Below are 22,705 nucleotides of genomic sequence, written 5' to 3'. Positions count from 1 at the left end.
ATAATTTGGATTAGAATAGGTATGCAGTACTATCATTTTTAAAAGAATAGGCAATGCAATAAAAAAGTGAACTGACTTAATAAAAAAATAATATTTTTAATCGGGTGCTATGACTTAGTAAACTTGAGAATCACTTGACGTTTTTCCCTTAACGAAAGGTCATCAGACTTACGTGTAGATTTAAAGAGTTCCAATATATTTTTAATTTCATTTTTGTTGTTTATCTTCTGTTCGTTGATTTTTTTACTATCAGTAGAAGAAAGGTCATCAGTTAAATTTTTGTTAGCTGTAATTTTTTTCTCGTCAATTGATAAGACTTGTTTAAGCAAAGAAATTATCTCTTCTCTCACTAATTGAGCTTTATTAGCATCATTTACAGCTGGTAATATTAAATTGCTTTTTGAGCTATCATTGCTTGTTTTGTCTTCAGCTATATTGGATAAGTCAGTTATAACTTGTCGGCTGTCTTCTTTTTCAATAGAGTAGTTTATTTTTTCTCTTAAAGCTTTATCAAACTCTTCTTCATCATGATTTTCGTTATCCGAATAACCTGGGTCGAAAGCAAAAATAGCATCGGCAAATATTTTATCATTTTGATTTTGAGCTTCATCTGCTTTCAAGTCAAATGAGTAAACTTCAGCAAAATTAGCTTCATTGTCTTTCTTGGTAAGTGAAGTAAGTCCAACTTGTTGTATCTTAAATCTGAAATAATTTGGGTCTAGGTTAAATCGCAAATGGCGCAAGTCCTTAACTGCAAAAATAGGGTCAAAATAAACGAGTTCCATTTTATTATTTATTTTGATGAAGTAACCATATTTGCTTGAGTAAGCATCGAGATGGTCAACATTAGTAAGCATTCGATATATAATTAAATTTTTAGGAGATGGGTCTTTAACATAACTGCAAACATCTAAATAGTTAATTGGGAAAGCTCGTTTTATTTTTTCGTTCTTGTAGATAATCTTAAAATTATCGTTAAAGTTAAATTTGTTCTGAGAATAAATAAGAATATCATTTGTTCGCAAGTCTAAAGTTTCTAACAACATATTTTTTATTTTTTATAAAACTTTTAGGAATTTGGTTCAGCCCATTTAATTAAACTTAGCTCAAACTTATTTATCAGCACCTCATGTTTAGGCACAACTCGAATTGTATAAGCAAATTGGCCTGTACTGCTGCATTCAATTTCACCTTGGTAAAATAGCAAACCATCTTTTGATTTTCTTGAGTTATAGTTCATGACCACAAAGCCATTTTGATTTTCTTGATGACCATTGCCAACCATTCCATAATAAATTTGAACTTCAATATCATCTGGGGATAGTTCACCTATTTGTAGTTTTGCTGTTATTGGAAATTTACACCCCACTTTTAGTTTAGCCTTTTTATCCTTATCACCTTCATCCACACTAACTATTTTAATTTTCTGCCAGTTGTTAAATAATTTAGTTTTCCATGCAGAAAATTCCTTTCCCTTTTTCCAATTGTCTTTCATTAAATATGTTCTCTTTTCAATTGATGGGAAATAAAATTTACGAGCATATTCTTCAACCATTCTGTTAGTATTGTAAATTGGACCTAGTTGTTTCATCGAACTTTTCATCATTTTAATCCAGCCGCGCGGTAATTTATCTTCACCTCTATTGTAAAAAAGAGGTACAATTTCCTTTTCTAAAGTGTCGTAAATTAGCCTTGATTCAATTTCGTCTTGATAATCTAAGTCGGAATACTCTTCCCCGTTTCCAATTTTCCATCCAACTTCGTAATTGTAAGCTTCATCCCACCAGCCGTCCAAAACGCTCAAGTTAAGTCCACCATTAGCAATTACTTTCATTCCGGAGGTGCCGCTTGCTTCTAAAGGTCGACGCGGATTATTAAGCCAAATATCACAGCCTTCTACCATATAGCGAGCAACGTTCATATCGTAATTTTCGATAAATACAATTTTTTTGCGTAAATGACTCTCTTTAGAAAGCTGAATAATCTCTTGAATAATTTTTTTACCCTCTTCATCTTTTGGGTGAGCTTTACCAGCGATAATAATTTGTACCGGATAATTTGGATTACACAGTATACTCGCTAATCTCTCAATATCTCTAAAAATAAGGGTACCTCTTTTGTAGGATGCAAATCTTCTTGCAAATCCAATTGTTAAAGCTTGTGCGTCCAGCACTTCGCTTGCAGCTTTAATTTCGGATAACGACCCACCGCGATTTTTAATTTGTTCAATCATTCTTCTTCTGGCAAAAGCTACTAATCGTTCTCTTCGGCGTTCATGAGTTCGCCATAATTCTTCATCTGGAATTTCATCAACTCTTGCCCATGCCTCAGCATCTGATGGGTTCTGAATAAATTTTTCTCCTAAATAACGATACAATAATTCTTGCATATCATTAGATAAATGCGAATGAGTATGAACACCATTGGTAACATAGTCAATCGGAATTTCATTAAAAGGAATATCTTTAAAACCAACCATCCACATTTTTTTAGAAACAACACTATGCAATCGACTGACACCATTTACAAAGCCTGCCATATTCATTGCTAAATGAGCCATATTAAAATTGGCAGGGTCTTTATCCTTATTAAGCGTACCCAAGCTGTAAAACTCTTTATCGCTTATCTTAAGTTCATTCCTATAATAATTGCCAAAATATTTTTCTACAAGGTCGTTACCAAAAATGTCAATTCCGGCAGGTACTGGTGTATGGGTAGTAAAGACATTGGAATATAGACCAATATCTCGTGCCTCAGCAAAAGAGAGGTTGTAATTGTTAATCAACATCCTAATTCTTTCTAAGGAAAGAAAGGCTGAGTGTCCTTCATTCATATGGCAAACGAGTGGTTGAATTCCAATTGCATATAATGCTCTGATACCACCAATTCCCAAAACAATTTCTTGTTGAATTCTAGTTTCAATTGTACCGCCATATAATGATCTTGTTATTTTTTTATCCTCATCGTTATTCTCCGGCACGTTAGTGTCTAAAAGATATAACGGTATTCTGCCAATTTGAATTTTCCAGATTTGGAAGTAAACTTTTCTGCCAGGGAAATCAAGTTCAATTTTCAACGGATTATTTTTACTATCGGTTACTAATGACATTGGCTGATTATAAAAATCAATGATTTCATACCGTTCTTGCTGCCATCCATCAGAAGTTAAGTACTGCTGGAAGTAGCCTTCTTTATAACACAATCCCACTCCAACTAACGGTAGACCGAGATCACTTGCAGATTTTAAATGGTCGCCCGATAAAACACCAAGTCCACCAGAATAAATTTGTAAACATTCTGTCAGTCCATACTCAGCAGAAAAGTAAGCAATATAATTATCGCCATTCGTTTTAAAATTTTTGTGATACCATGTTTTCTCTTCTAAATAAACATTAAGAGCAACAAAAACTCTGTTTAAATGAGAGATAAAACTATCATCTTGCGACAAAGCATTTAATCTTTTTTGGTCTACTTTACCAAGTAACAAGACTGGGTTATGATGAGTGTCTTCCCAAAGTTTTCTATCTATTCTTCTAAAAAGTTCTATTGCATCGTGATGCCAGGTCCAAAATAAATTATATGCGATTTCCCTTAGAGGTTCTAACTTTTCTGGTAATGAAGGGACCACATTAAAATTGCCAATAAAATTTATCATCCTTCTCTCCGCTTTATCTCTCAATTTTTTCAAAGTTATTTAATAATGATACAAATTTTTTTTGAAACTAAATAATTTTTTCATGCTAGATTAATTTAAAAACTTGCGTGAAAATTAAGTCAAAAAAATTAATTAAAGAAGAATTTTCTCAAACAGAATAAATTTCTCTAATGAAAAATTTGAGATAAATTTAATCACATAAATAAAAGCTATGTACAATATTTTAGCATATTTTATTCTTTATAAGCAGATAACATTAATTATGAATAGTTTTTAGTAAATTTGAAACAAAATTAAAAAAATATTATGGAATATATCTTAAGCATTATAATAGGTTTTTTATTTGGTTCGTTTCCTACAGCCTATGTAGTATTAAAAGTCGCCAAGGGCTTAGATATAACAAAAATAGGCTCAAAGAATGTAGGCACACTAAATTCATATGAAACAACAAAATCAAAGCCGATTGCTGTTATTGTATTGATATTTGATTTACTTAAAGGTTTGTTAGCAAGTTTATTGCCCAAAATCTTATTTGGCGACTACTTTATTTTTGCTATGCTTGGTTTAGTTAGTGCAGTATTATTTCATTGTTATTCGCCATGGATTAAATTTAAGGGTGGCAGAGGCCTGGCAACAGCAGCAGGCGGATCATTTATAATCTCAATACCTGTATTTATAATATGGGTAGTATTTTGGATTGTTTCATTTCTATTCAGAAAAAATATTCACTTTTCTAATTTCGCTGCTACAGTACTTACTGCAGCTATTTCAATTACTTCGGGAAATATTCTTAATAAGTATTCACAACTACAAGCTGAATCTTCAATCACTTTTTCAATAATGGTAGTTTTGATGATGCTTATAATTGTTTCTAAGCATATACAACCAATGAAAGAATATTTATTAGAACAAAAACAAAAACGTAAGGTTTCTCTATGAAAAACATAAAAATAATTATTATAGCATCGTTAGTTTCATTTGTAATTACATCACTTGCTTTTACTATATTATATTTAAAGCTTGATAATTCTGCGCAAAAAGATAAAGGAGAACCTTGGTCGCTTTCCAATACAACTACTTATATTAATACCCAATTAAAACAATCGGCCAACAATCAAATTGATAGTAATAGACAAACTATTATCACACAAACAGTAAAAGAAGTAAGCGCTGCTGTGGTTGGCATTAATGTTACGGCAATAAAAGAATACAGAGATATATTCAGCCTTGATCCATTTTGGAGGTACTGGTTTGGCGATAGAGTTTACAAACAACAAGTTAAAAGTCTTGGCTCAGGTGTAATTGTTTCCCCAGATGGCTATATAGTTACTAACGACCATGTGGCCGGCGATGCGGTAGAAGTAATTGTAACATTAACAGACGGCTCACAATACAATGCTAAAGTAGTTGGCACCGATAAAGTATCAGATATTTGTTTATTAAAAATAGATTCTAAAAAAGAATTACCATTTATACGGATGGGCAATTCAGATGATGTAATGATTGGTGAATGGGTTATAGCTTTAGGCAACCCTTTTGGTTTTTTTGAAATAAATGATAAGCCCACCGTTACAGTAGGTGTTATAAGTTCTACCGGTATGAACTTGGGGGTAACTGATAACAGATATTACGTTAATATGCTACAAACCGATGCTGCAATTAACAGTGGAAATAGCGGTGGTCCTTTGGTTAACGCGGTAGGAGAATTAATTGGCATTAATACTCTTATATATAATGCAAGTGGAACTGGAGGAAATATAGGCGTCGGCTTTGCTATACCTGTAAATAAAATTAGAAAAATAATAACAGAACTAAAAGAACATGGGAAGGTAGATAGAGATTTTTGGACAGGGCTTAGTATTCAAACGGTAGATGAAGGCATAGCAAAATACTATAATCTTAAGCAAATAAGGGGTGTCATAATAACGAACATAGCTAAAGGCTCCCCTGCAGAAAAAGCTGGACTTCAAGTATACGACATAATAATTGGCGTTAACAATTACATGATTAATGATGAAAACACACTAATTGGAGTGCTACAAGAATTTAGGGCAGGCGATGTTATAAATCTAAAAATCACTCGTAATAATGTTCTACTAAACAAACAAATGAAACTGGAGAAAAGATAAATGATTAAAAGATATACTCGAACCGAAATGGGGAAAATTTGGGAAGAGCAATTTAAATATGAAACCTGGCTTAAAATAGAATTGCTTGCATGCGAAGCTCGCAGTAAACTCGGCTATATACCTGAAAAAGATTTAGAAATAATTAAATCAAGAGCTGCTTTTGATATCAAAAGAATTTTAGAAATTGAAGAAACAACAAAACACGATGTAATAGCATTCTTAACTAATGTTGCTGAAAATGTGGGACCGCAGTCAAGATATATTCATTACGGTATGACATCGTCTGACATCTTAGATACTTCTTTAGCTTACCAAATGAAAACTTCAGGTGAAATTCTCATTGATGACTTAAAAAAACTTAAAGAGGTATTGAAAAAGAAAGCAATAGAACATAAGTACACAATTTGCGTTGGCAGAACTCATGGCATCCACGCAGAGGCTATTACAATGGGATTGAAATTTGCTCTTTGGTACGAAGAAACTAAAAGAAATATAGAACGGCTTAACAACGCAATCGAAAACATAAGCGTGGGAAAACTAAGTGGAGCTGTCGGCACTTTTGAGCACTTAGAACCCCAAGTAGAAGAGTACGTCTGCAAAAAATTAGGGTTAAAACCAGCTCCCATATCAACCCAAATTGTACAAAGAGATAGACATGCTCATTTTATGACAACATTAGCAGTAATTGGCTCTAGTTTAGAAAAAATTGCAACCGAAGTAAGGCACCTTCAAAAAACAGAAGTGCTTGAATGTGAAGAATATTTTCATGCGGGACAAAAGGGCTCATCAGCAATGCCTCATAAAAGAAATCCTGTTATTAGCGAAAGAATTGCAGGTATTGCAAGAATACTCCGTGCTAATTCAATTGCTGCTTTAGAAAATGTTTCCCTATGGCACGAACGTGATATTTCACACTCTTCTGTAGAAAGGGTAATTATACCTGACAGCTGTATTATACTTGATTATGCATTGAATCTAATAACCAACTTGATAGATAAACTAATAATCTATCCCCAAAACATGCTTGCAAATTTAAATCTAACACGTGGACTAATTCATTCACAATCTGTTTTACTTAAACTAGTTGATAAAGGATTAACACGAGAAGAAGCCTATAAAATAGTGCAAACAGCTGCTATGAAAGTATGGGAAGACAAGTCGAAAAATTTAATGGACGAATTACTACTTTCAGAAGAAGTAAAAAACTACTTATCAAAAACTGAATTAGAAGAAATATTTGAATCAAAAAAAATGCTCAATAACGTTAATTTTATTTTTTCTAGGACAATCGATAAAGACTAACTTTAACTAATGCCCTGCGTGTCGCACAGAACTCTGGATTAGTGCTTTTGATGTGACAAAGAAGTTTATAATAAATAAGAAATTACTGTTCATTATTGCTATTGCGAACTAAGATGCTACTAAGGTTAATTAAAAAATAAAATGGGAATTCACTTCTTCGTGGCGAGAATTCACCACTTCGTTGGTAAGGTTTTGTTTACAGTATAATTTTAGTCAAAGGCTCCTCAGTATTATTACTTTATTAAAATCTTATTAGCTTGGTTGTAAATCAAATCGAATCATTTCAATTATAGGGTTCAAGGGTTCCTCGCCTATTACATTCTCCGTGAATTCTCTGTGGTTCTCTGTGTAACTAATGAAGAGAAAGCAGATGTCTCAACCAATCTTGCCTACATTATTATTGTGAACAAGCGAAATGAGTGAAATAATCCCAAATGAAGAGGTAGGATGTTGATTTTTTTTGCAGCATAAGATGGCTACCTTGCAAAATTTTATATATATTTTTTTCTGATATCATTATTTTAAATTCTATTTTTTTTATTAGTTTTTTGACTAATTTCAGATGTTTTTGTGCACTCAATCTTGACAAAAAACGTTCAAAATTATATGTTAGCACTCGCTTTTAATGAGTGCTAATAACATCAACAAATAGGAGGAATAAATATGGCAAATTTTAAAATTCAGCCGCTTGCAGACAGGGTTATTGTAAAACCCAAAGAAGCTGAAGAAACCACTAAAGGTGGGATTATTTTACCAGATACTGCAAAAGAAAAACCAATTGAAGGGACTGTAGTAGCAGTAGGACCTGGTAGGATAACTGATGAAGGTAAAGAAATAAAAATGTCAGTAAAAGTTGGAGATACAGTGTTGTACGGAAAATATTCCGGGACTGAAGTTAAAATCGAAGGCGAAGAATATCTAATTATGCGTGAAAGTGATATTTACGGAATAGTAAAATAAATTTTTTGAGAAGTTACAATAAATTTTTAGCGAATAAAAATGTTTCAATAAAAAAAGGAGAAATGTTATGGCAGCAAAAATAGTTGAATTTAGCAGTGATGCTCGAAATGCTCTTAAATTAGGTGTAGATAAATTAGCCAATGCTGTTAAAGTTACTTTGGGACCAAAAGGAAGAAACGTAATATTAGATAAAAAATTTGGCGCTCCAACTGTAACAAAAGATGGTGTATCTGTAGCAAAAGAAATTGAGCTGGAAAATCCAATAGAAAACATGGGTGCACAAATGGTACGTGAAGTTGCATCCAAAACAAGTGATGTAGCTGGCGACGGTACTACAACTGCTACAGTGCTTGCTCAAGCTATTTTCCGTGAAGGCTTGAAAAATGTTACTGCGGGTGCTAATCCAATGGACCTTAAAAGAGGCATCGATATTGCAGTCGCAAAGGTAGTTGAGTACTTAAAATCAATTAGTAAAGAAGTCGGTGGCCGAGAAGAAATTGCTCAAGTAGGAACTATCTCTGCAAACAACGATAAAACTATTGGTTCTTTAATTGCAGACGCAATGGAAAAAGTAGGTAAAGATGGCGTAATTACAGTAGAAGAAAGTAAATCGGCCGAAACTACCTTAGAAGTAGTTGAAGGTATGCAATTTGACAGAGGTTACATCTCACCATATTTTGTTACAAATTCTGAATCGATGGAAGCTGTATTAGAAGACGCCTACATTTTAATTCACGATAAGAAAATTTCCGCAATGAAAGACCTTCTTCCAATCCTCGAAAAAATAGCACAAGCTGGAAGAGCTTTATTAATAATTGCCGAAGACCTCGAAGGCGAAGCATTAGCTACCTTAGTAGTAAATAAATTAAGAGGAACATTAAAAGTATGTGCTGTTAAAGCTCCAGGTTTTGGCGATAGAAGGAAAGCAATGTTAGAAGATATTGCAATTTTAACCGGCGGTACTGTTATCTCCGAGGAAAGAGGATTTAAACTTGAAAATGCTAATATTGACTACTTAGGTAGAGCTAAAAAGGTTACTGTTGACAAAGACAACACTACTATCGTAGAAGGCGCAGGTAAAAACGATGACATCAAAAAGAGAATTAACGAGATAAAATCTCAAATAGAAAAGACCACCTCAGATTATGACAGAGAAAAATTACAAGAAAGATTGGCTAAATTATCCGGTGGAGTTGCAGTCTTGAAAATTGGAGCAGCTACAGAGATTGAAATGAAAGAAAAGAAAGCTCGTGTAGAAGATGCGCTCCATGCTACTCGTGCAGCTGTTGAAGAAGGCATTGTACCCGGCGGCGGTGTATCTTTGGTACGCGCAATTTCTGCATTAGAACAATTAACTGGCGAAAATGAAGACCAAAACACAGGCATTAAAATTGTCCAAAAAGCACTTGAGGAGCCTCTTAAACAAATAGCTGCAAATGCTGGCTTAGAAGGTGCAGTAGTACTAAATAAAGTACTTGAAGGCAAAAATGATTTTGGATTTAACGCCGCTACTGAACAATATGAAAATCTTATGAAATCCGGTGTTATCGACCCAACTAAGGTTACACGTACCGCTCTTGAAAATGCTGCATCAGTTGCTTCATTGTTAATTACCACTGAAGCAGTTGTATACGAAAAGAAAGAAGAAGAAAAACCTGCACCGGCTATGCCAGGCGGTGGAATGGGTGATATGTATTAATATGTAATCTAGCTTTTATTAGAACAAGAAAAGGGAGACTGTCTTAAAATCTAAATCTCTAATCTTAGTTTAATTCTAAGGCAGTCCCCCACTTTTTTCAATTAGGAATTAGGAATTAGGAATTAGGAATTGGTAATTAAAAGTTGGAAAGTACGCTTCTGATTAACAATGCTCAGTTAAATTTATTATTCATCTGAAAAATGCTGGATTAATCTGTTATTAGCATTTTTCTAAAATATTCAATGGTTATCTTTAATCCCTCTTCCCTGCTAATTTTTGGCTCCCAATTTAAAACTTCCTTTGCTTTCGAAATGTCAGGTTGTCTTATTTTAGGGTCATCTATAGGTAATTCTTTGTATACAATTTTACTCTTTGAATTTGTTAATCTAATAACCTCTTTTGCAAAGTCTTCAATAGTTATTTCATCAGGATTACCAATGTTAACAGGTTCACATTCATTTGAAAGCATCAATTTATAAATACCATCAATTAAATCTGAGACATAACAGAAACTTCTAGTTTGAGAGCCGTCGCCAAATACTGTTACATCTTCATTTTTTAATGCTTGTGATATAAAAGCGGGCAGAGCTCTGCCATCATTAAGTCTCATTCGTGGTCCATATGTATTAAAAATTCTTGCTATTCTAGTTTCAACACCGTGATATCGATGATATGCCATAGTCATTGCTTCTGCAAATCTTTTTGCTTCATCATAAACACCTCTTGGTCCAACTGGGTTTACATTACCCCAGTAATCTTCCTTCTGTGGATGAACTAACGGATCACCGTAAATTTCAGAAGTTGAAGCCAATAAAAAAATCGCTTTCTTTTCTTTTGCCAAACCAAGTGCTTTGTGTGTACCTAACGAACCCACTTTTAGGGTTTGGATTGGGTATTGAAGATAATCAAGCGGACTTGCCGGCGAAGCAAAATGCAATACATAATCTACTTTTGAAGGTACATGGATAAAATTTGTTACATCATGCTTGATAAACGTAAAATTTTCATTTAGAAATAAATGTTCAATGTTTTCTATTCGTCCTGTAAGCAAATTATCGATGCAAATAACTTTAAAGCCTTTTTCAATTAACTTATCACAAAGATGGGAACCTAAAAATCCAGCTCCTCCAGTTACCACTGCAATTGTTGACATATTTTTACTTTTTTGTTAATTAAATTGTAACGTTATACTTCGAGCTGCAATATAACTTCCACTAAGACCAAGTATCAAACCCAATAAAAGAATTAGTGAATAAATAAAATATAAACTGACTCCAATATTAATAAATGGATATAATTTCTGAAGTAAATAAAAAGCAAAAAAAACAACTATTATTACCATTAGCGAAGAAATTAAACCAATTATAATTCCATTTAACAAAATTGGGAATCTGATTGAAAATAGTTTTGTACCAATCAATTTCATAGTATTATAAGTTTTTTCTCTGCTTTTAATAACCAGTTTAGAATTCGAAAAAACCAAATAAACTGAGAGCACAAATAATAAGATCGCAATCAAATATACAAAGGTACTTAGTTTATTAATTATGTTTAATATCCTTAATAAAGTGCTATAATCAAAAACCACGTCATCCACAATTGGGTTTTGGATAATCTGTTTCTTTAACTCTTCTATTTTATTTTCATCAACAAATTTTGGCTTTAAGTATAATTTATATGAAGCCGGCAGCGGATTTACATCAAGGATATCTTTAAAACTTTCACCCGTCTCATAAATGAATTTTTTCTCGGCTTCCTCCTTACTAATAAAATTGAACTTTTTAATTATGTTATTTCCCCTCAAAAAATTCTCAAAATTTATTTTATCGTCACTTGAGTAATTCTCTTTAAGAAAAACATTAATTTCCACGTTGCTTTTTAATTTTTCAGATATATTGTTAGATAAAAAAATTAAAAGGAATGCAAACGTTGTTATACCCACCGCAATTGCTGTAGTTATAATTGTAATAAAGCTGCCAAGTGGCGACCTTTTGAATAGCTTAACTGCTTCTGATAAGTAGAACAACATCATAATCCATTAAAAGTTTGATTCATCAATCCACCTTCTGATTTTCCATTTACCATCTATTTTTATTAGCTCCAAATTAACTTTCCCATCAATATAAACTATATCAGTAGGATTAAAAGTAATAGTTAAATTGAAACTACGAATAATCCTAGTTGAATCCCCAGTCATAGATACTATGTCATTCCATATAAGGTCTAGCCTCTGTGTATTTTGGAATAAACCGTATGTAACTTTCATTTCATCATCTCTGCCCCAAGATTTATCTACTCCTAAATCATAATCGTGATATGTAAATACAAAATCGTTTGCAATTAACTGTCCGTAAATCAATGTATCCTTAAACGTATATGCATATTGAAAATTTTGAAACACTCCATTTACTGTTTTCAAATCACTAATTAAGCTTCCATTTGAGTTAGTAGACTTATCCATAGCAGGTGCAAATGGATTTACACAGCCGCCGATAAAAATAGACAAAGTCAAAAGTATAATATCAGTATAAGCGACCTTTAAGTTCGCTCCAACTTGGTTTGTTTTCCTTTTTAATATCAAGCCATTCAACAATAACCCACTGTTTTCTAGAATCATTATAAATTTTAAACTGTGCACTTCCGGTATACATATTTGGAAGTGTAGGATCGTCTGTCACAAAAGACAATTCATAATCATACTGATAAACTGCACTATCGCTACCCAACGGATTACTCAACTCGTTTGTAAGCTTAAGTGTAATTGGATAATCTTTTTTGACAACTGAAATAAAATTATTAAAAAATTGTCTCTCAGCATCGAGATTCCAATTAATCAAATTTGAATATTGAGATACTGCTCCTGTTGATGGTGTAAAAATAAATTTTTTTTTCAAGAATGCTGTATCTACGAAGCAAGATAAATAATTTTCTAATATTTTTTCTTCTAAAGATGATTTAAAATTTTGGAATAAGATTGCGGGAGAAGTAGCAGGTAAAAAAATAACTCTTGGTGATTCTGGCTTTTGTGGCGTTCGAGTGGTAAGCAAATCGCAACTGGTAGAAATGAATAATAAAGTTAAAACTATATATCGCATTGTTTAAGCACCAAAATTATTCTTTCAGAAACTTCTTCGTTGAAACTATCACCATCGTAATTGCCCCATTGCTTTACAATTTTGTAACCCATCTCTTCAAACTTTCTTTTTAAGTAGTCGTAATTATACAATGCTACAGATTCTTCAAAGTGGTAAGTGTTTTTTTCAGAGATAATTTCAATACTTTTGTTAACCCTTTCACCCTGAAAGTATCTTTTTTCTTTTATAATAATGGAGTTAATGTTTTTTTCACTATAATCAATTAAATTCTTTTTAAGATACTTGGGATTAAAGTAATCGATTATAAGAACACCCTCTTTAGCTAAAAATGATTTAGCTTTAATAAAAAAACGAAAATTCTCGTTATCATTTTCAAAATATCCGAAGCTTGTAAAAAGATTTAGTATAATATCAAACTTTATTTTAAAACAAGCAGCACGAATATCAGTCAATAAAAATTTTACATTGATATTTCCTAATTCAGCCTTTTTTATTGCTTCAAGAAGTAAAGTCTTGCTTAAATCAAACCCATAGACGTCAAAACCCTTCTCAGCTAGATAAATTGCATGCCTGCCTGCACCACAAGCAGTATCTAAAACTTTTAGTTCCGAGTTTGGATTAATATACCTTAAGATAAGATCCAACAATTTTTCAGCATCATGGGTATCTCTATGATTGTATACTGTTAAATAAAAAGGAGAATTGAACCAGGATTTATACCAATCTTTCATTGAACTACAATTCTTCCAATAAATGCTCTGCCAATTGTAGCTTCATCGGCAAATTCTAGGTCCCCACCAATTGGTAACCCGCGAGCAATTCTAGTTACCTTAACAGGAAAATGTTTAATTAATTTAGCGATGTAAAGAGCAGTAGTATCTCCTTCTGCGTCGGGATTAAGTGCAAGAATCACTTCTTTAACTTTTTCTTTTTCAACACGTTTAATAAGTTCGTTTATTTTTAACTGTTCAGCTGTTATATTAGCAAGCGGATTAAGAACCCCTCCAAGCACATGATATAGCCCATTATACTCATTCGTTTTTTCGATAGCAATAATATCACTTGCCTCTTCAACCACACAGATAGTACTTCTATCTCTTTTTGCACTTTTACAAATATCACAAAGCTCATCAACAGAAATATTAAAGCAGTTGCGACAAAAAGTAATTTTTTCTTTGAGGTCAATTAAGGATTTTACAAGAGCCTCCACAGTTTGCCTATCGCTTTTCAGAATGTGCAGGGCAAGTCTCTGCGCTGTTTTCTTGCCAATAGAGGGCAACTTACTGAGCTCTTCAATAGCTACTTGTAATGGTTCAGCTATTAACACTTTACAAACCTGGGATATTAAAGCCTGGAGGAATTATTCCTTTTGTGATATTAGCTATTTCTTCTTCAGCCATTTTACCAGCAGAATTTAACGCTTTATTTACTGCTGCTACAATAAGATCTTCTAACATTTCTTTATCGTTGGAGGATAAAACCTCATCATCTATCTTTATAGAAATTAATTCCTTTTTACCATTTACCGTAGCTTTTACCATACCGCCGCCGCTTTCTTCAGTTACAGTTTTATTCTCAAGCTCGTTCTGCACTTTTTGCATATCCTCTTGCATTTTTTGAATTTGTTTCAGCATCCCGTGCATATCGGGTTTCATGTATCCTCCCAAATCTTTTTTATTATTAGCAGTCAAAAACTAATAAAAAATATTTTCACAAGAAATTAAAACAAGAAAATGTTAGATTTACGCACGTAAAAATCTATTTTCCTTAACTTACAACATGATTTCAAAATATGGTTTATTTACTTACTTAATAATTGCATGTATTGCAATTTTAATTATTGTATTAGCTTTTTTATTTCAAAACAATTTTTTAAAAAATTTATTTATTGTTATTGGAGCTTTGATTTTTGCATTTACAACTTACTTTTTTAGGGACCCTGAAAGAATACCGCCAAAGCAAAAAAATTGTGTTGTAGCTCCCGCAGATGGTAAAATAATTTCGATAAAAACAAAAAGAGAAAACAAATTTTTAAATTGTATTGCTCAACAAGTGTCAATTTTCATGTCGCCTTTTGATGTTCATGTAAATAGGATTCCAATTAACGGTGTAATTGATTATTTTAACTATGTGCCAGGCGAGTATTTAGTTGCTTTTTACGATAAAGCTGATGAAAGAAACGAACGCACTGAGATTGGCATTAAAAATAATTTAGGCAAGGTATTATTTACTCAGGTGGCTGGAACTATTGCCAGAAGGATTGTATGCAATTTAAAACTCGGCGATAGTGTAAAAATTGGAGAAAGATTTGGTATGATTAAGTTTGGAAGCAGGTCAGATGTGATTGTTGATTCTACATGGAAATTAATGGTAAAAGTAGGTGATAAAGTTAAAGCTGGTGAAACAATACTTTTCGAGAAAATACAAAATGAATAATTCCCTCAAAAAATCTTATATACCTAATATCATTACTTCTCTTAATATTTTTTGTGGTTTTTTATCTATTCTAATGACTGGGAACGAGGAATTTAAATACGCTGCAATATTCATAATTGCAGCTGCAATCTTCGATACTTTAGATGGCATAATTGCACGACTTATCGGAACATCAAGCAAGTTTGGTGTAGAATTAGATTCGTTATCAGATGTTGTAAGTTTTGGTGCTGCACCAGCCTTTTTAATTTACAAAAGCAATTTAGCTAATCTCGGCTTATGGGGCATTATAGTTAGTTCACTTCTGTTAATATTTGGTGCTCTTCGTTTAGCAAGATTTAATATCCAGATTGAAGACATTAATGTAAAAACTGATTACAAAGGACTTCCTATTCCAATATCTGCAGTTACAATAGCTCTTTTTGTTAATTCCTACTACCGCAATGGAAATATCATCGAACCTTTTGACAAATTTGTAATCCCGCTTGTTATAATTCTTTCTTTTTTAATGGTGACAAAAATTAAATACAGTGCTCTGCCAAAACTCAAAAATAAAAATCTAAAGGAAAAAGTTATATTGTTTTTCATACTACTTTTTACGCTCATTTTAGCTTTAATAACAAACGGAATTATTTTTTTCTACATATTTATTTCAGTAATATTATTTGGAATTATAAGACACATATATTTTTTAATTTTCCAACACAATCATGAATCAATCAAAATAAAAGAAGAGACAAACTGAGGTGATACTTGTTTATCGCAAAAGTAATTATTAAAAGACGTCCAACAATTTTAGACCCGGCAGGGAAGGCAGTTGAACAAGGAGCAAAACTTTTAGGCATAAGTAATGTTAGCGGTACAAGAATAGGTAAATACATTGAATTTATTGTTAACACCGATGACAAAAGTGCTGCAGATAACGAGGTTAAAATATATTGCGAGAAATTACTTAGCAACCCAATAATGGAAGATTTTGAATATACTTTGGAAGAAATATGAGCAAAATAAAATTTGGAGTAGTTACTTTCCCAGGTTCAAATTGTGATTATGATGCTTTCTATGCTATTAATAATGTGCTTGGATATAAAACCGAACTAATATGGCATAAAGATACTGACTTGAAAAATTCAGATGTAATTGTTCTACCAGGCGGTTTTTCTTATGGAGATTATTTAAGGACTGGCGCTATAGCAAGATTTTCACCTATAATGGACTCTGTAATTGATTTTGCTTTAAAAGGCGGCTTTGTTTTAGGAATTTGCAATGGCTTCCAAATACTTTTAGAAGCTGGACTTTTACCAGGTGTTATGTTAAAAAACGAGTCACTGAAATTTGTATGCAAAAATATTTATTTGAAAATAATCAATAGGAATACTTTCTTTACAAATAAATTAAACAAGGATGTGATTAAATTACCAATAAAGCATGGTGAGGGTAATTATTTCGCCGATGAAAAAACTTTAAATGAACTCGAAGAAAATGACCAGATAATCTTTAAATATGCTTCTAAGTATGGCGAAATTTCAGCTAAATACAACCCTAATGGTTCTGTAAAAAATATAGCCGGTATTTCCAATAGAGAAAAAAATATTTTGGGACTTATGCCGCATCCAGAGAATGCATGCGACCCAATACTTGGCAATACAGATGGTTCTTTAATTTTTAGTTCATTAGTAAAAAATTTATTAAATCTAATCGAGGTGTAATATGTTTGGTAACTTAGGAGCTGGAGAAATATTAATTATAGTATTAGCTATTCTTATTTTATTCGGAGCTAAGAAAATACCTGAACTTGCACAAGGTATCGGAAAAGGAATGAGAGAATTTAAGAAAGCATTGAAAGATGTTGAAGAGGATATAAAAATTTCAGAGAAGTCCGAAAGCAATACTGATAAAAAATAATTTTTGCATTATTACAGCTGATACAAGAGAGGTTGTTAATTGCCTGAATACAAAAATCATTCAGAAAAAATACATTTAATTAAATCGGGTCTTCTTTCCCTCAAAGAAAATATCACTAATTTTCTGAACAAAATTGAGCAGCAAAAACATCTTAATGCTTATAATTTTGTCTTCGATGACTGCTTAACCCAGGCTGATACTATAGAAGAAAAAATTAAAAGCGGAACTTGCGGCAAATTAGCAGGAATGGTTATTGCAGTAAAAGATGTAATTGCCATCAAAGATAAACCGCTCACCTGCTCTTCCAATATATTAAAGAATTTTGTTTCAATTTATAATGCGACTGTCATTCAAAAACTTATTGATGAGGATGCAATAATAATTGGAAAAACAAATTGCGATGAATTTGCAATGGGTTCTTCCAACGAAAATTCTGCTTTCGGATTCGTAAGAAACCCTCACGATAATGAACGAGTACCAGGAGGTTCAAGTGGTGGCTCTGCAGTTGCAGTAGCAGCTAATTTATGTGATGCCGCTCTTGGTTCAGATACTGGCGGTTCAATACGGCAGCCTGCTGCTTTTTGTGGTATTTATGGGCTAAAACCTACATATGGACTTGTATCCCGATATGGGCTAACGGCTTACGCTTCTTCTTTTGATACTATTGGACCATTAGCAAATAATGTAGAAGATTTGTCTTTAATATTAGAAACTATTGCTGGTTACGATGAAAAAGACTCAACTTCCTACAATAATATACCAGAAAAATATACAATTAATAACTACGAAAACGCACCAAAATTAAAAATTGGACTTCCTAAAGAATATTTCGGCTCTGGATTAAACGAGGAAATTAAATTAGCTGTACTAAGTATAACTGAGAAACTAAGACAAAATGGGTTTACAATTACGGAAATTTCACTGCCTATGACTGAATATGCTATATCAACATATTACATTTTAACTACAGCAGAGGCATCTTCGAATCTTGCTCGTTATGACGGCGTTAAATATGGTTACCGTTCACAGTTAAAAGGCGATTTGTCGGATATGTATATTAATACAAGGTCAGAAGCCTTTGGCCATGAAGTAAAAAATAGAATAATGCTCGGTACTTATGTCCTTTCCGCAGGCTATTATGATGCATACTACGGAAAAGCACAGAAGGTAAGACGACTATTTAAAAATGATTTCGACAACGCTTTCAAATCTGTCGATATTTTAATAACTCCTACTACACCAACAACTGCTTTTAAAATTGGTGAACAGACCAATGACCCGTTAGAGATGTATTTAAACGATGTTTATACAACAACAGCCAACCTCGCAGGCATACCAGGCATGAACATTCCTATTGGAAAAGATAAAAAAGGACTTCCAATTGGAATGCAGCTGTTAGCAAATCAATTCGAAGAAAAAAAATTATTACAACTTGCTTTATATATTCAAAACAAATTACTCAATAATAGATAATTTTTATCAAGCCATTTCAATGATATTAGACCAATTTTTATTAATTTTTGAATTCAAATAATAACTGTCACATAATAAATGCAGGTATAAAAATGAGCATTTTACTTGACAAAAAAACACGCGTATTAGTTCAAGGGATAACAGGAAGCGAAGGTTCGTTTCATACTCAACAAATGATTGAATACGGTACTAAAGTAGTTGCTGGTGTAACACCAGGCAAAGGTGGAACAAAATTCTTAGGTGTGCCTGTCTTTAACACTGTTCTTGAAGCAGTTAAAGCCACTAAAGCTGACGCTTCTGCTATTTTCGTGCCCCCTCAATTCGCTGCAGATGCAATTTTAGAGTCGGCAAATGCTGGAATTAAATTAATTGTCTGTATTACTGAAGGTATACCAGCCAAAGATATGGTTAAGGTATATCACAATATTAAGCAAAAAGGGATTACACTAATAGGCCCAAATTGTCCTGGTATAATCTCGCCTGGTAAAGGTAAGATTGGTATAATGCCTGGTTTTATACACAAAAAAGGGAAAGTTGGCGTAGTTTCAAGAAGTGGTACTTTAACTTATGAGGCTGTCAAACAACTTTCAGATTTAAATATTGGTCAATCTACTTGCGTAGGTATAGGAGGCGACCCGGTAATCGGTTCAAGATTTGTAGATATTATCAAATTATTTAATGATGATCCTGAGACAGAAGGAATTGTAATGATTGGAGAAATAGGTGGCACTACCGAAGAAGAAGCTGCAATGTTTATCAAAAAAAATGTTAAAAAACCAGTAGTTGGTTTTATTGCTGGCAGAACTGCACCTCCAGGCAGAAGAATGGGACACGCTGGAGCAATAATTTCAGGTGGTAAAGGCACTGCTGCAGAGAAAATGCAAGCAATGAAAAAAGCTGGCATATACGTGGTCGAAAGTCCTGCTGAAATTGGAATTACAATGAAAAAAGCACTTGATAAAATTAATTCTAAATCTAAAACTAAAAAGCCGGCTGCAAAAACAAAAAGTAAGCAGACAAAAACTAAAAGGTTCACTAAAAATAAATAGAATGCAGGAGGAAATTTGAGCAACAAAACATTAGCCATTCTTAAGCCAGATTGCATAAGGAAAAATTTAATTGGTGAAGTTATCCTTAAAATAACTGAAGCGGGATTTGAAATTAAAGGTCTAAAAATGGTTAAACTAACAGAAGCTTCTGCTAAGGGTTTTTACGAGATTCATAAAAATAAGCCATTTTTCAATGACTTAATAAAATATATGACTTCGGGTCCTTGTGTTCCAATAGTGCTTGAAAAAGAAAATGCTGTTGAAGAATTTAGAAAATTAATTGGTGCTACTGACCCTGCAAAAGCAGCAGAAGGCACTATAAGAAAATTATACGCTACAAGTATTCAAGAAAATATTATCCATGGTTCTGATTCAGATGAAAACGCTCAAAAAGAAATCAATCATTTCTTTTCAAGAAAAGAACTGCTGGATATAAATGGATTTTAATTATAATAAGGAAGTGTAAAGCACATAAAAATTATCTATATGTCACCAAAAATTATTCCCAAAACTGTGTTTATACTTCTTTTTATTTTATTACAACAATAGTGACAAAATGAAAAAAATATTATTAGCATTAATCATTGTTTTTTCTTCAATTTCTTGCAATAAGAAAACTGAAAATCAAGGCAAGGTAAAACTAAATGAAAATGATTCTCTTTTTTCTTCAGTTATATATAACAACAAAACTGTTAATTTAGGTTATAAATTTATCCCGAACAGTCATTTTAACTATCAGCTCACCTCTACTATTTCTACTGATGAGTTAATAAAGACAGATACCTTAATAAAAAACAGATATTTCCAAACTGCAGATTATACTTTCAATTTCATAGTTAAGAGCAAAAACCCTGATAGTACTTATTCCTTAAATACAACTATCAGTAAAATAAAAATCGTAAGCAAGTACAACGACCAAGTGGTAAACTTTTCATCTGATTCCACCATATCACCCGGAGACAGGAATAAATTTATCGAATATGAAACAGTATTAAACACACCATTTGAACTTGTACTTACAAAAAAAGGATTAATCAAAGAAATAAATAACATTGACAAAATGGTTGATAAGTTTATTGCAGCGGAAAATCAGACAGAGAAAATAACCAAAGAAGATCGTCAAAAAATAATTGATTACATAAAGTATTCAGCTTTAGCACCCTTATGCCAATTAATCTTTAGAATAATGCCCGAAAACAAAATCACAAAAGATTCAACTTGGGAAGAAAAATACAGAAGCACTATGGCAAGTTTAACTATTTTAAACAAAGTAACCTTCAAACTTGATGACTTTGTAAAATTACCGAACGGCGTGGGAGCTAAAATTACAGCCTCACTTTCAACTACAAATTACGGAAATAAAAAAGGGACAGAGCAAGGAATTAATTATGAATTTGATGAGCCCAAATTTAATGGCGACGGTGTTATCATTTTTGATATTGATAAAGGTATGCTGTTTAGTTCTGTTACCTCAACTAAATTGGAAACTAAAGTAAGAATGGAGGGAAAGGATAGTCAACAGAAGAACAGGAAAACAGAGCGTTCTGAAATTTCTACTACTAAAAATGTAATAAAGCTTTTATAACTATTTTTTACTTACTATAATTTTAGAGCCAATTACCTGAATAACAATAATTGGTGTATTACGTTTTATATAATCCCCTTCGGTGACAACATCAAGTCTTTTACCATTAACGACAGCTATGCCAGAAGGTCTCAAATCAGTTATCGCAATTCCTCCCAAGTTAATAAGGTCTTTTAGATTAATGTCAGAAGTATAACCAGATTTTACATCAATATTAGTTTTTAATATTAGATTGTTCCATAAATTTGATTTTGGTAAAAATCTCGATAAAACAAAAATTGCAGCAGCAGTTGCTACAAATGTTAATGCAAGTTGAAAAGCAGCTTTTGAGATAAAAGTTGAACCTGCTAAATTAAAGTCTGGTATTAATCCTAAGAAAAGTCCAACAATTATGAGAACAATACCTAAAATGCCTGCAATTCCAAACCCAGGTATAACAAAAATTTCTAACAGCAAAAGAATAACACCTATTACAAAGATTAAAATTTCTCCTAAAGAAGCTAATTGTAAGATATAACCTGAACCAAAGAAAAGAGCTAAGGCAATTAAGCTAACGGTACCTGGTAGCCCCCATCCAGGAGTTTTAATTTCTGTAAACAAGCCCAACAAGCCTATTATAATTAAGATTGATGAAATTATTGGATTATTCAGGAAGCGAACTAAATCTTCTGCCCAATTTGTATCAATTTTTACGACTTTATCATTTCCATATCCAAATGCTAAAAGGGCTGATTCAAGTGAAGGTAATACCGTATCAGCTATGCCCCATTTTACTGCTTCATCATAAGTTAAGGTAATTAATTTTGTACTATCAACTAATCCGGGTATAACAATTCTTTCGTCGACCATCCCTTCTGCAACGTCGGGTCTTTTTCCATTTTTTTCAGCAGTTGCCCGCATTTCAGAACGCATGTATGACTGGTATTTTTCAGATTGCTTTTCTCCACTCTGGTTTACAACGGTAGTCGCTCCAATTGATGAACCTGGTGTCATTACAATTTTTTGGCACGATAAGGCAATCAACGAACCGGCTGATATTGCTCTTTTATCTACTAAAGCTATCGTTTTAATTTTGCTGTTAAGTATTGCATCCTTTATTTGAGTTGCAGCATCTACCCTCCCACCAAAGGTATTAATGCGAAAGACTATAGCCTTGACATTGTTCTTTTCTGCTTCATTAATCACCCTCCTAACATAGGGTGCCATGCTTAAATCAATATCACCTGTAATATCTGCAATGTATACAGTATTCTGTTGAGCATAAGAGCTTACCGCTAAAATTAAATAAAGCAAAAACAGCTTTTTAATATTCTGAATTTTTCCTTTTGCTATTTTGTTCACAGCTAATCTTCTAACAAATTGAAAAAAGCCATATCAACTGACATAGGTCGCACAAAATTGCGAGAAAAAAATCAACGAT

Annotated in this window: 24 protein-coding genes; 14 read left to right on the top strand and 10 right to left on the bottom strand. The window is 32.7% G+C overall.

Features of this window, described 5'->3' with window-relative positions:
- Positions 1 to 107: 107 nt before the first annotated feature.
- Positions 108 to 1,046 (bottom strand): hypothetical protein, encoded by a 939-nt coding sequence (locus tag ABRY23_09265; protein MFA3783237.1) that lies wholly within the window; start codon positions 1,044 to 1,046, stop codon positions 108 to 110.
- A 23-nt stretch (positions 1,047 to 1,069) separates the two neighbouring features.
- Positions 1,070 to 3,655: an alpha-glucan family phosphorylase gene (gene glgP / locus ABRY23_09260; GenBank protein MFA3783236.1), complete on the bottom strand. Its 2,586-nt coding sequence runs from the start codon at positions 3,653 to 3,655 to the stop codon at positions 1,070 to 1,072.
- 306 nt (positions 3,656 to 3,961) lie between these two features.
- Between glgP and ABRY23_09255 the strand changes: the two genes are divergently transcribed.
- From ABRY23_09255 to groL, 5 genes are all read left to right on the top strand, one after another.
- A complete protein-coding gene (locus ABRY23_09255) occupies positions 3,962 to 4,594 on the top strand; it encodes a glycerol-3-phosphate acyltransferase (protein ID MFA3783235.1) in 633 nt (210 codons plus the stop codon).
- Complete coding sequence (locus ABRY23_09250) at positions 4,591 to 5,784, top strand: S1C family serine protease (GenBank protein ID MFA3783234.1); 1,194 nt, start codon at positions 4,591 to 4,593, stop codon at positions 5,782 to 5,784. Before ABRY23_09255 ends, ABRY23_09250 begins: the two co-directional genes overlap by 4 nt.
- Positions 5,785 to 7,086, top strand: coding sequence for an adenylosuccinate lyase (gene purB / locus ABRY23_09245; GenBank protein ID MFA3783233.1), 1,302 nt, complete (start codon positions 5,785 to 5,787; stop codon positions 7,084 to 7,086).
- Positions 7,087 to 7,749: 663 nt separating this feature from the next.
- Entirely contained in the window at positions 7,750 to 8,046 is a 297-nt protein-coding gene (groES, locus tag ABRY23_09240) for a co-chaperone GroES (GenBank protein ID MFA3783232.1), read from the top strand.
- Positions 8,047 to 8,113: 67 nt separating this feature from the next.
- On the top strand, positions 8,114 to 9,745 hold the full coding sequence (gene groL / locus ABRY23_09235; GenBank protein MFA3783231.1) for a chaperonin GroEL: 1,632 nt from the start codon (positions 8,114 to 8,116) through the stop codon (positions 9,743 to 9,745).
- A gap of 208 nt (positions 9,746 to 9,953) precedes the next feature.
- On the opposite strand, the gene ABRY23_09230 is transcribed toward groL, so the two are convergent.
- Genes ABRY23_09230 through ABRY23_09200 form a run of 7 tightly spaced genes read right to left on the bottom strand, consistent with a single transcriptional unit; the run spans position 9,954 to position 14,495 of the window.
- Positions 9,954 to 10,898, bottom strand: a complete 945-nt coding sequence (locus ABRY23_09230; protein ID MFA3783230.1) for a UDP-glucuronic acid decarboxylase family protein — start codon at positions 10,896 to 10,898, stop codon at positions 9,954 to 9,956.
- A 15-nt stretch (positions 10,899 to 10,913) separates the two neighbouring features.
- Complete coding sequence (locus tag ABRY23_09225) at positions 10,914 to 11,777, bottom strand: cell division protein FtsX (GenBank protein MFA3783229.1); 864 nt, start codon at positions 11,775 to 11,777, stop codon at positions 10,914 to 10,916.
- Positions 11,778 to 11,783: 6 nt separating this feature from the next.
- The gene (locus tag ABRY23_09220) at positions 11,784 to 12,362 is read right to left on the bottom strand and encodes a hypothetical protein (protein MFA3783228.1); all 579 of its coding nucleotides are present in this window, start codon (positions 12,360 to 12,362) and stop codon (positions 11,784 to 11,786) included.
- Positions 12,268 to 12,840, bottom strand: a complete 573-nt coding sequence (locus tag ABRY23_09215; protein ID MFA3783227.1) for a hypothetical protein — start codon at positions 12,838 to 12,840, stop codon at positions 12,268 to 12,270. The genes ABRY23_09220 and ABRY23_09215 overlap by 95 nt, the downstream gene beginning before the upstream one ends.
- Positions 12,828 to 13,571 carry a class I SAM-dependent methyltransferase gene (locus ABRY23_09210; GenBank protein ID MFA3783226.1) on the bottom strand — a complete coding sequence of 248 codons (744 nt, stop codon included), beginning with the start codon at positions 13,569 to 13,571 and terminating at the stop codon, positions 12,828 to 12,830. The genes ABRY23_09215 and ABRY23_09210 overlap by 13 nt, the downstream gene beginning before the upstream one ends.
- The gene (recR, locus tag ABRY23_09205) at positions 13,568 to 14,167 is read right to left on the bottom strand and encodes a recombination mediator RecR (GenBank protein MFA3783225.1); all 600 of its coding nucleotides are present in this window, start codon (positions 14,165 to 14,167) and stop codon (positions 13,568 to 13,570) included. Before recR ends, ABRY23_09210 begins: the two co-directional genes overlap by 4 nt.
- A gap of 1 nt (position 14,168) precedes the next feature.
- Complete coding sequence (locus tag ABRY23_09200; GenBank protein ID MFA3783224.1) at positions 14,169 to 14,495, bottom strand: YbaB/EbfC family nucleoid-associated protein; 327 nt, start codon at positions 14,493 to 14,495, stop codon at positions 14,169 to 14,171.
- A 124-nt stretch (positions 14,496 to 14,619) separates the two neighbouring features.
- Between ABRY23_09200 and ABRY23_09195 the strand changes: the two genes are divergently transcribed.
- The 9 genes from ABRY23_09195 to ABRY23_09155 all read left to right on the top strand — a co-directional run bounded on the left by ABRY23_09195 (position 14,620) and on the right by ABRY23_09155 (position 21,285).
- Entirely contained in the window at positions 14,620 to 15,276 is a 657-nt protein-coding gene (locus ABRY23_09195) for a phosphatidylserine decarboxylase family protein (GenBank protein MFA3783223.1), read from the top strand.
- Positions 15,269 to 16,018, top strand: a complete 750-nt coding sequence (gene pssA, locus ABRY23_09190) for a CDP-diacylglycerol--serine O-phosphatidyltransferase (protein MFA3783222.1) — start codon at positions 15,269 to 15,271, stop codon at positions 16,016 to 16,018. The genes ABRY23_09195 and pssA overlap by 8 nt, the downstream gene beginning before the upstream one ends.
- A gap of 8 nt (positions 16,019 to 16,026) precedes the next feature.
- Positions 16,027 to 16,275 carry a phosphoribosylformylglycinamidine synthase subunit PurS gene (purS, locus tag ABRY23_09185; protein ID MFA3783221.1) on the top strand — a complete coding sequence of 83 codons (249 nt, stop codon included), beginning with the start codon at positions 16,027 to 16,029 and terminating at the stop codon, positions 16,273 to 16,275.
- The gene (purQ, locus tag ABRY23_09180) at positions 16,272 to 16,982 is read left to right on the top strand and encodes a phosphoribosylformylglycinamidine synthase subunit PurQ (protein ID MFA3783220.1); all 711 of its coding nucleotides are present in this window, start codon (positions 16,272 to 16,274) and stop codon (positions 16,980 to 16,982) included. The genes purS and purQ overlap by 4 nt, the downstream gene beginning before the upstream one ends.
- Position 16,983: 1 nt before the next feature.
- Positions 16,984 to 17,178 (top strand): twin-arginine translocase TatA/TatE family subunit, encoded by a 195-nt coding sequence (gene tatA, locus ABRY23_09175; protein MFA3783219.1) that lies wholly within the window; start codon positions 16,984 to 16,986, stop codon positions 17,176 to 17,178.
- A gap of 39 nt (positions 17,179 to 17,217) precedes the next feature.
- On the top strand, positions 17,218 to 18,651 hold the full coding sequence (gene gatA, locus ABRY23_09170; protein ID MFA3783218.1) for an Asp-tRNA(Asn)/Glu-tRNA(Gln) amidotransferase subunit GatA: 1,434 nt from the start codon (positions 17,218 to 17,220) through the stop codon (positions 18,649 to 18,651).
- A 92-nt stretch (positions 18,652 to 18,743) separates the two neighbouring features.
- A complete protein-coding gene (gene sucD / locus ABRY23_09165) occupies positions 18,744 to 19,700 on the top strand; it encodes a succinate--CoA ligase subunit alpha (protein ID MFA3783217.1) in 957 nt (318 codons plus the stop codon).
- A 15-nt stretch (positions 19,701 to 19,715) separates the two neighbouring features.
- Positions 19,716 to 20,147: a nucleoside-diphosphate kinase gene (ndk, locus tag ABRY23_09160; protein ID MFA3783216.1), complete on the top strand. Its 432-nt coding sequence runs from the start codon at positions 19,716 to 19,718 to the stop codon at positions 20,145 to 20,147.
- A 109-nt stretch (positions 20,148 to 20,256) separates the two neighbouring features.
- Positions 20,257 to 21,285, top strand: coding sequence for a DUF6263 family protein (locus tag ABRY23_09155; GenBank protein ID MFA3783215.1), 1,029 nt, complete (start codon positions 20,257 to 20,259; stop codon positions 21,283 to 21,285).
- Here ABRY23_09155 and ABRY23_09150 read toward each other — a convergent pair whose 3' ends face one another.
- Entirely contained in the window at positions 21,286 to 22,626 is a 1,341-nt protein-coding gene (locus tag ABRY23_09150; protein ID MFA3783214.1) for a nodulation protein NfeD, read from the bottom strand. It abuts the gene before it with no gap.
- Positions 22,627 to 22,705 lie beyond the last annotated feature (79 nt).

Source organism: Melioribacteraceae bacterium 4301-Me (assembly GCA_041538185.1).
GTDB classification, from domain to species: Bacteria; Bacteroidota; Ignavibacteria; order Ignavibacteriales; family Melioribacteraceae; genus Pyranulibacter; species Pyranulibacter aquaticus.
Note: the sequence above shows the minus strand (reverse complement) of the source record. Positions and strands in the feature narration are given on the sequence as shown.

What these genes read in the sequence shown, in the direction of transcription:
- ABRY23_09265 (MFA3783237.1), bottom strand. Translation starts at nt 1,046, where the DNA reads ATGTTGTTAGAAACTTTAGACTTGCGAACAAATGATATTCTTATTTAT.
- glgP (MFA3783236.1), bottom strand. Translation starts at nt 3,655, where the DNA reads ATGATAAATTTTATTGGCAATTTTAATGTGGTCCCTTCATTACCAGAA.
- ABRY23_09255 (MFA3783235.1), top strand. Translation starts at nt 3,962, where the DNA reads ATGGAATATATCTTAAGCATTATAATAGGTTTTTTATTTGGTTCGTTT.
- ABRY23_09250 (MFA3783234.1), top strand. Translation starts at nt 4,591, where the DNA reads ATGAAAAACATAAAAATAATTATTATAGCATCGTTAGTTTCATTTGTA.
- purB (MFA3783233.1), top strand. Translation starts at nt 5,785, where the DNA reads ATGATTAAAAGATATACTCGAACCGAAATGGGGAAAATTTGGGAAGAG.
- groES (MFA3783232.1), top strand. Translation starts at nt 7,750, where the DNA reads ATGGCAAATTTTAAAATTCAGCCGCTTGCAGACAGGGTTATTGTAAAA.
- groL (MFA3783231.1), top strand. Translation starts at nt 8,114, where the DNA reads ATGGCAGCAAAAATAGTTGAATTTAGCAGTGATGCTCGAAATGCTCTT.
- ABRY23_09230 (MFA3783230.1), bottom strand. Translation starts at nt 10,898, where the DNA reads ATGTCAACAATTGCAGTGGTAACTGGAGGAGCTGGATTTTTAGGTTCC.
- ABRY23_09225 (MFA3783229.1), bottom strand. Translation starts at nt 11,777, where the DNA reads ATGATGTTGTTCTACTTATCAGAAGCAGTTAAGCTATTCAAAAGGTCG.
- ABRY23_09220 (MFA3783228.1), bottom strand. Translation starts at nt 12,362, where the DNA reads ATGATTCTAGAAAACAGTGGGTTATTGTTGAATGGCTTGATATTAAAA.
- ABRY23_09215 (MFA3783227.1), bottom strand. Translation starts at nt 12,840, where the DNA reads ATGCGATATATAGTTTTAACTTTATTATTCATTTCTACCAGTTGCGAT.
- ABRY23_09210 (MFA3783226.1), bottom strand. Translation starts at nt 13,571, where the DNA reads ATGAAAGATTGGTATAAATCCTGGTTCAATTCTCCTTTTTATTTAACA.
- ABRY23_09200 (MFA3783224.1), bottom strand. Translation starts at nt 14,495, where the DNA reads ATGAAACCCGATATGCACGGGATGCTGAAACAAATTCAAAAAATGCAA.
- ABRY23_09195 (MFA3783223.1), top strand. Translation starts at nt 14,620, where the DNA reads ATGATTTCAAAATATGGTTTATTTACTTACTTAATAATTGCATGTATT.
- pssA (MFA3783222.1), top strand. Translation starts at nt 15,269, where the DNA reads ATGAATAATTCCCTCAAAAAATCTTATATACCTAATATCATTACTTCT.
- purQ (MFA3783220.1), top strand. Translation starts at nt 16,272, where the DNA reads ATGAGCAAAATAAAATTTGGAGTAGTTACTTTCCCAGGTTCAAATTGT.
- tatA (MFA3783219.1), top strand. Translation starts at nt 16,984, where the DNA reads ATGTTTGGTAACTTAGGAGCTGGAGAAATATTAATTATAGTATTAGCT.
- sucD (MFA3783217.1), top strand. Translation starts at nt 18,744, where the DNA reads ATGAGCATTTTACTTGACAAAAAAACACGCGTATTAGTTCAAGGGATA.
- ABRY23_09155 (MFA3783215.1), top strand. Translation starts at nt 20,257, where the DNA reads ATGAAAAAAATATTATTAGCATTAATCATTGTTTTTTCTTCAATTTCT.